Annotated in this window: 2 protein-coding genes; both read right to left on the bottom strand. The window is 62.8% G+C overall.

What is annotated here, in order from left to right; translation table 11 throughout:
- Window positions 1-1,016: condensation domain-containing protein (locus HX846_RS20960; RefSeq protein ID WP_256739846.1), on the bottom strand; the 1,016-nt coding region annotated here is incomplete at its 3' end.
- 2 nt (window positions 1,017-1,018) lie between these two features.
- On the bottom strand, window positions 1,019-7,177 hold a 6,159-nt coding region (locus HX846_RS20955), incomplete at its 5' end, for a non-ribosomal peptide synthetase (protein WP_178966029.1).

Raw genomic sequence — 7,177 nt, 5'->3', positions numbered from 1 at the left:
TGGGTATTGACGAAGAAACCAATCAGGCCTTCGGTTTCAAGACGGTTGCGGTTGGCCACCGGCACGCCCACGCGGATGTCCGACTGGCCGCTGTAACGGTGCAGCAATACCTGGAATGAGGCGAGCAACAGCATGAACAAGGTGCAGCCTTCGCGCTGGGCCAGGCGCTTGAGGCGTTCGGTCAGCCCGGCATCGATGGCGAGGTCCAGCCGCGCACCGCGGTAACTCTGCACCGCCGGACGGGCGCGGTCAGCAGGCAAAGGCAGCACTTCACCGCCATCACCCAGGCGTTCGGTCCAGTAGCCCAATTGCCGCGCAAGCTCGCCGGCTTCCATCCATTTGCGCTGCCAGATCGCATAGTCGGCGTATTGAATCGGCAGCGCCTGCAGGTCCGGCGCCTGGCCAGTGCTGTGGGCAGCATAGAGTTTGACCAGGTCGTGAACCATGATCTGCGCCGATGCGCCGTCACAAATGATGTGGTGCTGGGTGAGCACCAGCACGTGGTCGTCCGGTGCCAGTTGCAACAGCTTGACCCGCAACAGCGGGCCCTGCTGCAAGTCGAACAGCGCAGTGATTTCAGTGTCAATCAACGCCTTGAGCGCTGCGGCGTCCGGCACCGCTTCCAGCACCACCGTCGTGACCGGCAGGCTCAGGCATGCGTGCGCAACCTGCAGCGGCCCTTCCGGCCCGTCGACAAACACCGTACGCAGCACCTCATGGCGCTCCAGCAATGCATCGAAGCTGCGCTGCAACGCCGGCACGTCCAGTGCACCGCGCAACCGCAGCGCCGTCGGCACATGGTAGGCCGCGCTGTGAGGGTCCAACTGCCAGAGGAACCACTGGCGCTCCTGGGCGTAGGACAGGCCGATATGCTCGAACTCGTCACGCATCGCCGGAATCGGCAACGCGGCAAAACTCATGTTTTTGCTGTGCAGCTTTTGCAGGAACGCTTGCCGTTGGGCGAGCGGCAAACGGATGAATCGCTGAACCAGAGACAGGTTATCGAGCTGAGTCATTTTCAAAGGGTCTCCAGGTCTGCCAGGAAATCATGCATCTCACTCAAGTCTTCGCTGGAGTGAGGTGTCAGGTGCACCGCCAGTTGCGCGGCGTACTCCGACAGCGATGGGGTTCGAAATAAAAGGTCCAGGGGCACGGCTGCGCCTTGCTCCATTTGCAGGCGGGCTGTCGCTTGGGTCGCCAGCAAGGAATGCCCGCCCAATTCAAAGAAGTTGTCGTCGCGCCCTACCCGCGCAAGCTTGAGCACCTCTTGCCAGATCTGTGCGACGCTCTGCTCAAGCGCCCCTTGCGGCGCCACATAGGCCCGCAGCAACTGATTGGCGTCGGGCAGCGGCAAGGCTTTGCGGTCCAGCTTGCCGTTGGGCGTCAGCGGGAAGCGCTCAAGCAGCATCCAGTGCGCCGGAATCATGTAGTCCGGCAGGTCGCAGGCGAGCCGCGCCTTCAGCTCGTCGCGCAGCGCCACCAACGACTGCGCCTCGGCCGCCTCAGTACCGGCCGCAATCAGGTAGGCCACCAACTGCGTGCCACCCGGCCCTTGCTGAGGCACCACCACCGCCTCGCGGATCGCGTCCTGCGCCAACAGGCACGCTTCGATCTCTCCCAACTCGATGCGAAAGCCACGAATTTTCACCTGGTGGTCTGCCCGGCCGATGTACTCGATCACACCGTCGACGCGATGTCGCGCAAGGTCACCGGTGCGGTACAGCCGTGTGCCATTACCAAATGGATCCGGGAGGAAGCGTTCGGCGGTGAGCGCCGGCCGCTCGTGGTACCCGCGCGCCAGGCCATCACCGCCAATCAGCAATTCACCGATCAACCCGACAGGGTTCGGCGCGAAGTGCTCGCCGACGATGTACAGCGAGGTGTTGGCAATCGGCCGGCCGAGGTAAGGCAAGCGCTTGTCTGTGGTCAGTGGATAAGCCGCCGACCAGATCGTGGTTTCCGTGGGCCCATAGAGGTTCCAGACCGGGCCTGCGACCGCCAGCAAGCGCTCGGCCAGGTCCTCGGCCAATGCCTCGCCGCCACACAGGCATGTGCGTCCGGCAAGACGCTCGGCCATGGGATGCTCAAGCAACATGCGCCACGTCGACGGCGTGGCCTGCACGATACTGACCCGCTGCTGTTCGATAATCCCCAGCAATGCTTCAGGGTCGTGGGCGCTCTGTTTGTCCACCAGCACCACGGCCGCACCGCTGAACAGCGCGCCGTACAGTTCCAGGCCGAAAATATCGAACGAGAAGGTGGTCAGCGACAGCAGGCGGTCACTTGCCTCGATGCCTGGTTCGCGGGCCATGCTGGCAACGAAATTCACCAGGGCGCCATGGCGTACCATCACACCCTTGGGCTTGCCGGTAGAGCCCGAGGTATAAATGGCGTAGCACAGGTTATCGCCGTCCACCGACACCTGCGGATTGGCCGCCTGTTCAGGGCTGACCGATTCATCCATTGCACTCGCCAAGACGGTGTGCACCCCTGCCGGAATCGGCAACTGGCGCAGCAACGATGCCTGGGTCAGAAGCAACTGCAACCCACTGTCTTCAATCATGTGGGCCAGGCGATCCACCGGATAGTGCGGATCGAGCGGCACGTAGGCGCCACCGGCCTTGAGGATCGCCAGCAGCCCGACGATCATGTCCACCCCACGCTCAAGGGCGATACCCACCGGTTGGTCAGCGCCGACACCGAGTTCAATCAAACGATGCGCCAGGCGATTGGCCTGGGTATTGAGTTGAGCGTAGGTCAGCGCCTGATCAGCAAACAGCAGCGCCGTGGCATCCGGCGTCTGCCGTGCCCGCGCCTCAAACAGACGATGAATGCAGTGCTCGCCCGGGTAGACGCTTGCGGTGGCGTTCCAGTCCTGCAATTGCTGGCGGGTTTCACTCGGGTCCAACAGCGTGAGGTCACCCAGTGGGCGTGCGGCATCGCTGCTCATTTGCAGCAGAAGACGCTTGAGGTGCACGCCGATCTGCTCCACCGACACAGGTGTGAAGCTCGCACATTGATAGCTGAACTGCACGGTCAGCTCGGCGCCCAGGCCCACCAGCAGGGTCAGCGGGTAGTTGGTTTGCTCCAGATTGCCCACGGCACCAAAGCGCAGACCCTGAGGCGAACCTTTCTCCAGGGCTTCTGAAATCGGATAGTTCTCAAACACCAGGATGTTGTCGAACAGCGCTTCACCACCCTGCCCCGCCCAGCGCTGGATATCGAACAACGCGGTGTGCTCGAAGTCCCGCAACGCCAGGTTCTGCGCCTGGACGCTGTGCAGCCAACCCCCCAGGCTCTGCTCGGAGCGCGGGCTGGCAATGACCGGCAAGGTGTTGATGAACAGGCCAATCTGTTGCTCGACGCCTGCCAGGTCCGCCGGGCGCCCCGACACGGTTGCGCCGAAGGCGACGCAGGACTTTGCGCTGTAACGCTGTAACAGCAACAGCCACGCAGCCTGGACCACAGTGTTGACGGTGACTTTCGCCTCTCGGGCAAAGTCGCCCAGACGGCGCGTTTGCTGCTCATCGAGGTGCAGGTGGTGGTGAGCGTAAAGGTGGGTGGCGATGGCCTGCGCCGGACGGGCAAACATCTGCGCCAGGCGAATCGGTTCATCCAGGGCGTGCAACTGCTCCTTCCAGAACGCTTCGCCGAGCGATGCGTCCTGCCGCTTCAGCCACGCGATGTAATCACGATACCGGCCAACGGGTCGTGCCACGGTTTCTGCGCTGTAGTGCTGTAACACTTCGCCGAGCAACTGCGCGCTGCTCCAGCCATCCATAAGGATGTGATGGTTGGTGTAGATCAGGTGATGACGATCAGTTGCCGTGCGTACCAGTACCAGGCGCATCAAGGGCGCGCAGTTCAGGTCCAGGCCTTGGGCGCGCTCTTCATCGGCAAGGGTTTGCAGTGCCGCATCCCGATCGGCGTGACCGCTCCAGTCGAGCACACGGAACGGCACCTGCACTTGACGCTGTACCACCTGCATCGGTTGTTCAAGATTGCCTTGCCAGATGAACCCGGTACGCAGGATGTCATGGGCATCCACCACGGCTTGCCAGGCCGCGCGGAAGCGTTGCGGATCGACGCCATCGATATCCAGGCGCATCTGGTTGATGTAATCGCCATTCCCCTGTTCGAGCAAGGTGTGGAACAGCATGCCCTGCTGCATCGGTGACAACGGGTAGATGTCGTCGATGCCTTGAGGTTCGAGCACCAGCGCATCGAGTTGGGCCTGAGACAGTTGCGCCAACGGGAAATCCGACGGCGTCACTCCCCGGTTGGCGTTGTCGCAGCAATGGCCGATCAGCGCCGTCAGCTCTTGCACATAGTCGTCGGCCAGGCGCTGGATGGTCGCGGCATCGAACATCGCGCCGCTGTAGGTCCAGCTCAGGTCCAGTTCACCACCGAAGACTTTGCTGTTGAGCGCCAGCGGGTTGCCGAGCGGCCCCTGCAGGTTGACTTCTTCACCGCCGGATTCGCCGGTCGGCACAAACAGGGCGTCGTCGGCGGTATCGAAGCTGGCGTCGAACTGACCGAGATAGTTGAAGGTCAGGCACGGTAGCGGCAAGGCTTGCAAAGACTCCCGTGTCTGTTCATCGCCCAGGTACGCCAGTGCGCCGAAGCCGATGCCCCTATGCGGAATTGCCCGCAGCTGCTCCTTGATCTGCTTGAGCGACCCAGCGAGATCCGCAACCGGCGACAGCCGCGCCGGGAACACGCCGGTGAACCAGCCCACGGTACGGGTCAGGTCGATGTGCTCGAACACGTCTTCGCGACCGTGCCCCTCAAGCAACACCAACGCATTGTCGTCACCGGTCCAGCGCGTTATCACCCGCGCCAGCGCGGTCAGCAATACGTCGTTGACCTGGGTGCGATAGGCCGCCGGCGCATCCTGCAACAGCTGGCGGGTCAGGGCCCGGTCCAGCTTGCTACGAAAGGTCAGGGCCTGATCATGTTGCTGCCCGCCGTTCGGACGGTCATACGGCAAGGCTGGCGAAGCGCCCTGCAACTGTTGTTGCCAGAAACCCAACTCGGCCTGCAGCGCAGGGGTTGTGGCGTAGCCCTGCAATGCCGCCGCCCAGGCCTTGACCGCACTGGTCCTGGCCGGCAACTGCACACCTGCGCCTGAAAGGATTTGCCGGTAAGCGTTCTGCAGATCCTCGAACAGAATCCGCCACGACACGCCATCGACCACCAGGTGATGGATAATCAGCAACAGCCGTTGAGTGCCGTCCGCCAGGTTCGCCAGCACCGCGCGTATCAGCGAACCACCGTTCAATTGCAGGCTGCGCTGGGCTTCGTCACCCAGTGCCTCAAGGGCTGCGAGGTCCGCGACCTCCACTGGCCACAGAAGCGTTTGATCCGTGTGCGCCGCGACGTCACGGTAGTGTGCCGACCAGCCGTCAGCCCGTTCGACGAAATCCAGGCGCAAGCTGTCGTGATGCGCCACCAAAGCCTCCAGCGCCTGCTCCAGTGCGTGTGCATCCAGTGCCTGCGCCGGTTTGAGCATCACCGACTGGTTCCAGTGGTGACGATCGGGAATTTCCTGAGCGAAGAATTGTTGATGAATCGGCAACAGCACCGTGGTGCCGGTTGCCGGTCGCTGATCGATCGACGGCAGCGTCTCACCGGTCTGTGCGACCACGGCCAGCGCCTGGATGCTCTGGTGCTGGAACAGGTCTTTGGGGCTGAAGCGAATCCCCGCCTGCCGCGCACGGCTGACCACCTGGATCGAAATGATCGAATCGCCACCCAGTTCGAAGAAGTTGTCGGTGAGGCCAACCCGTTCCAGTTTCAGCACGTCTTGCCAGACGGTTGCGATTTGCTGTTCCAGCGCGCTTTGCGGCGCCACGTATTCGTGCTGTACCTGGCTTGCGTCCGGCTGCGGCAGGGCCTTGCGGTCGAGCTTGCCGTTGGCGGTCAGTGGCCATTCATTCAGGAACAGCAGGTGCGTCGGTACCATGTAGTCCGGCAGGTCCGCTTTCAACTGCGCCTTGAGGGCGCCTGCATCCTCGGCACCTTGCGCCGGGATCACGTAAGCCACCAATTGCTGGCCGTTCAGCCCTTCCTGGGCCAAGACCACGGCTTCGCGCACCGCCGCCAGGGCGTTCAGGCGCGCTTCAATTTCACCCAGTTCGATACGGAAGCCACGGATTTTCACCTGATGGTCAATCCGGCCGATGTACTCGATCACCCCGTCGCTGCGGTATTGCGCCAGGTCACCGGTGCGGTACAACCGCGCACCGCTTTCGCCGAACGGGTCGGGAATAAAACGCAGTGCCGTCAGGTCGCCACGCTTCAGGTAGCCCCGGGCCAGGCCGGCGCGGCCAACATACAGTTCACCGATGCAGCCTTTGGCCACCGGGTTCAGTTCACCGTCGAGCAGGTACCACGACAGGTCGGCTATCGGTTCGCCAATCGGACTGCTGGCGTCCAGCTCGAGATCAGCCACCGACAGCGGACGGTAGGTGACGTGCACCGTGGTTTCGGTGATGCCGTACATGTTGATCAGCTGTGGCGCGCTGTCGCCAAACCGTTCGAACCATGGGCGCAGGCTCTTGACGTCCAGCGCCTCGCCGCCGAATACCACGTAGCGCAGGGCATTGGCCCGGGAGTCGGTACAAGCCACGTGCATCAACTGCTTGAACGCCGACGGCGTCTGGTTGAGCACCGTGACGCCCGCGTTGCACAACAGGTCGAGGAATTCCTGGGGCGAGCGGCTGACGTCGTACGGCACGATCAGCAGCTCGCCACCGTGCAGCAGTGCGCCGAAAATTTCCCAGACCGAGAAGTCGAAAGCATAGGAATGAAACAGGCTCCAGACGTCCTGTGGGCCGAAGCCAAACCACGGTTCAGTGGCCGCGAACAGACGCAGGATATTGTGGTGCGCGAGCAAGGTGCCTTTGGGATTGCCGGTGGAACCGGAGGTGTAGATCACGTAGGCGAGGTTCGAAGGATCCATGACGACTTGCGGGTCGTTGTTGGCAAAGGCGCTGACGTCGGTATCCAGCAGCAGGGTTTTCACGCCGTCAGGCACCGGCAATTGACCGGCCAGCGACGCCTGGGCCAGCAGCAGCTGGATGCCGCTGTCCTGCATCATGTAGGCCAGGCGGTCCTGCGGGTAGGTTGGGTCGAGCGGCACATAGGCGCCGCCGGCCTTGAGGATCGCCAGCAG

The sequence above is a fragment of the Pseudomonas sp. K5002 genome (assembly GCF_013386655.1).
Lineage (GTDB): Bacteria > Pseudomonadota > Gammaproteobacteria > Pseudomonadales > Pseudomonadaceae > Aquipseudomonas.
This window is presented reverse-complemented; position numbering and strand designations above follow the sequence as displayed.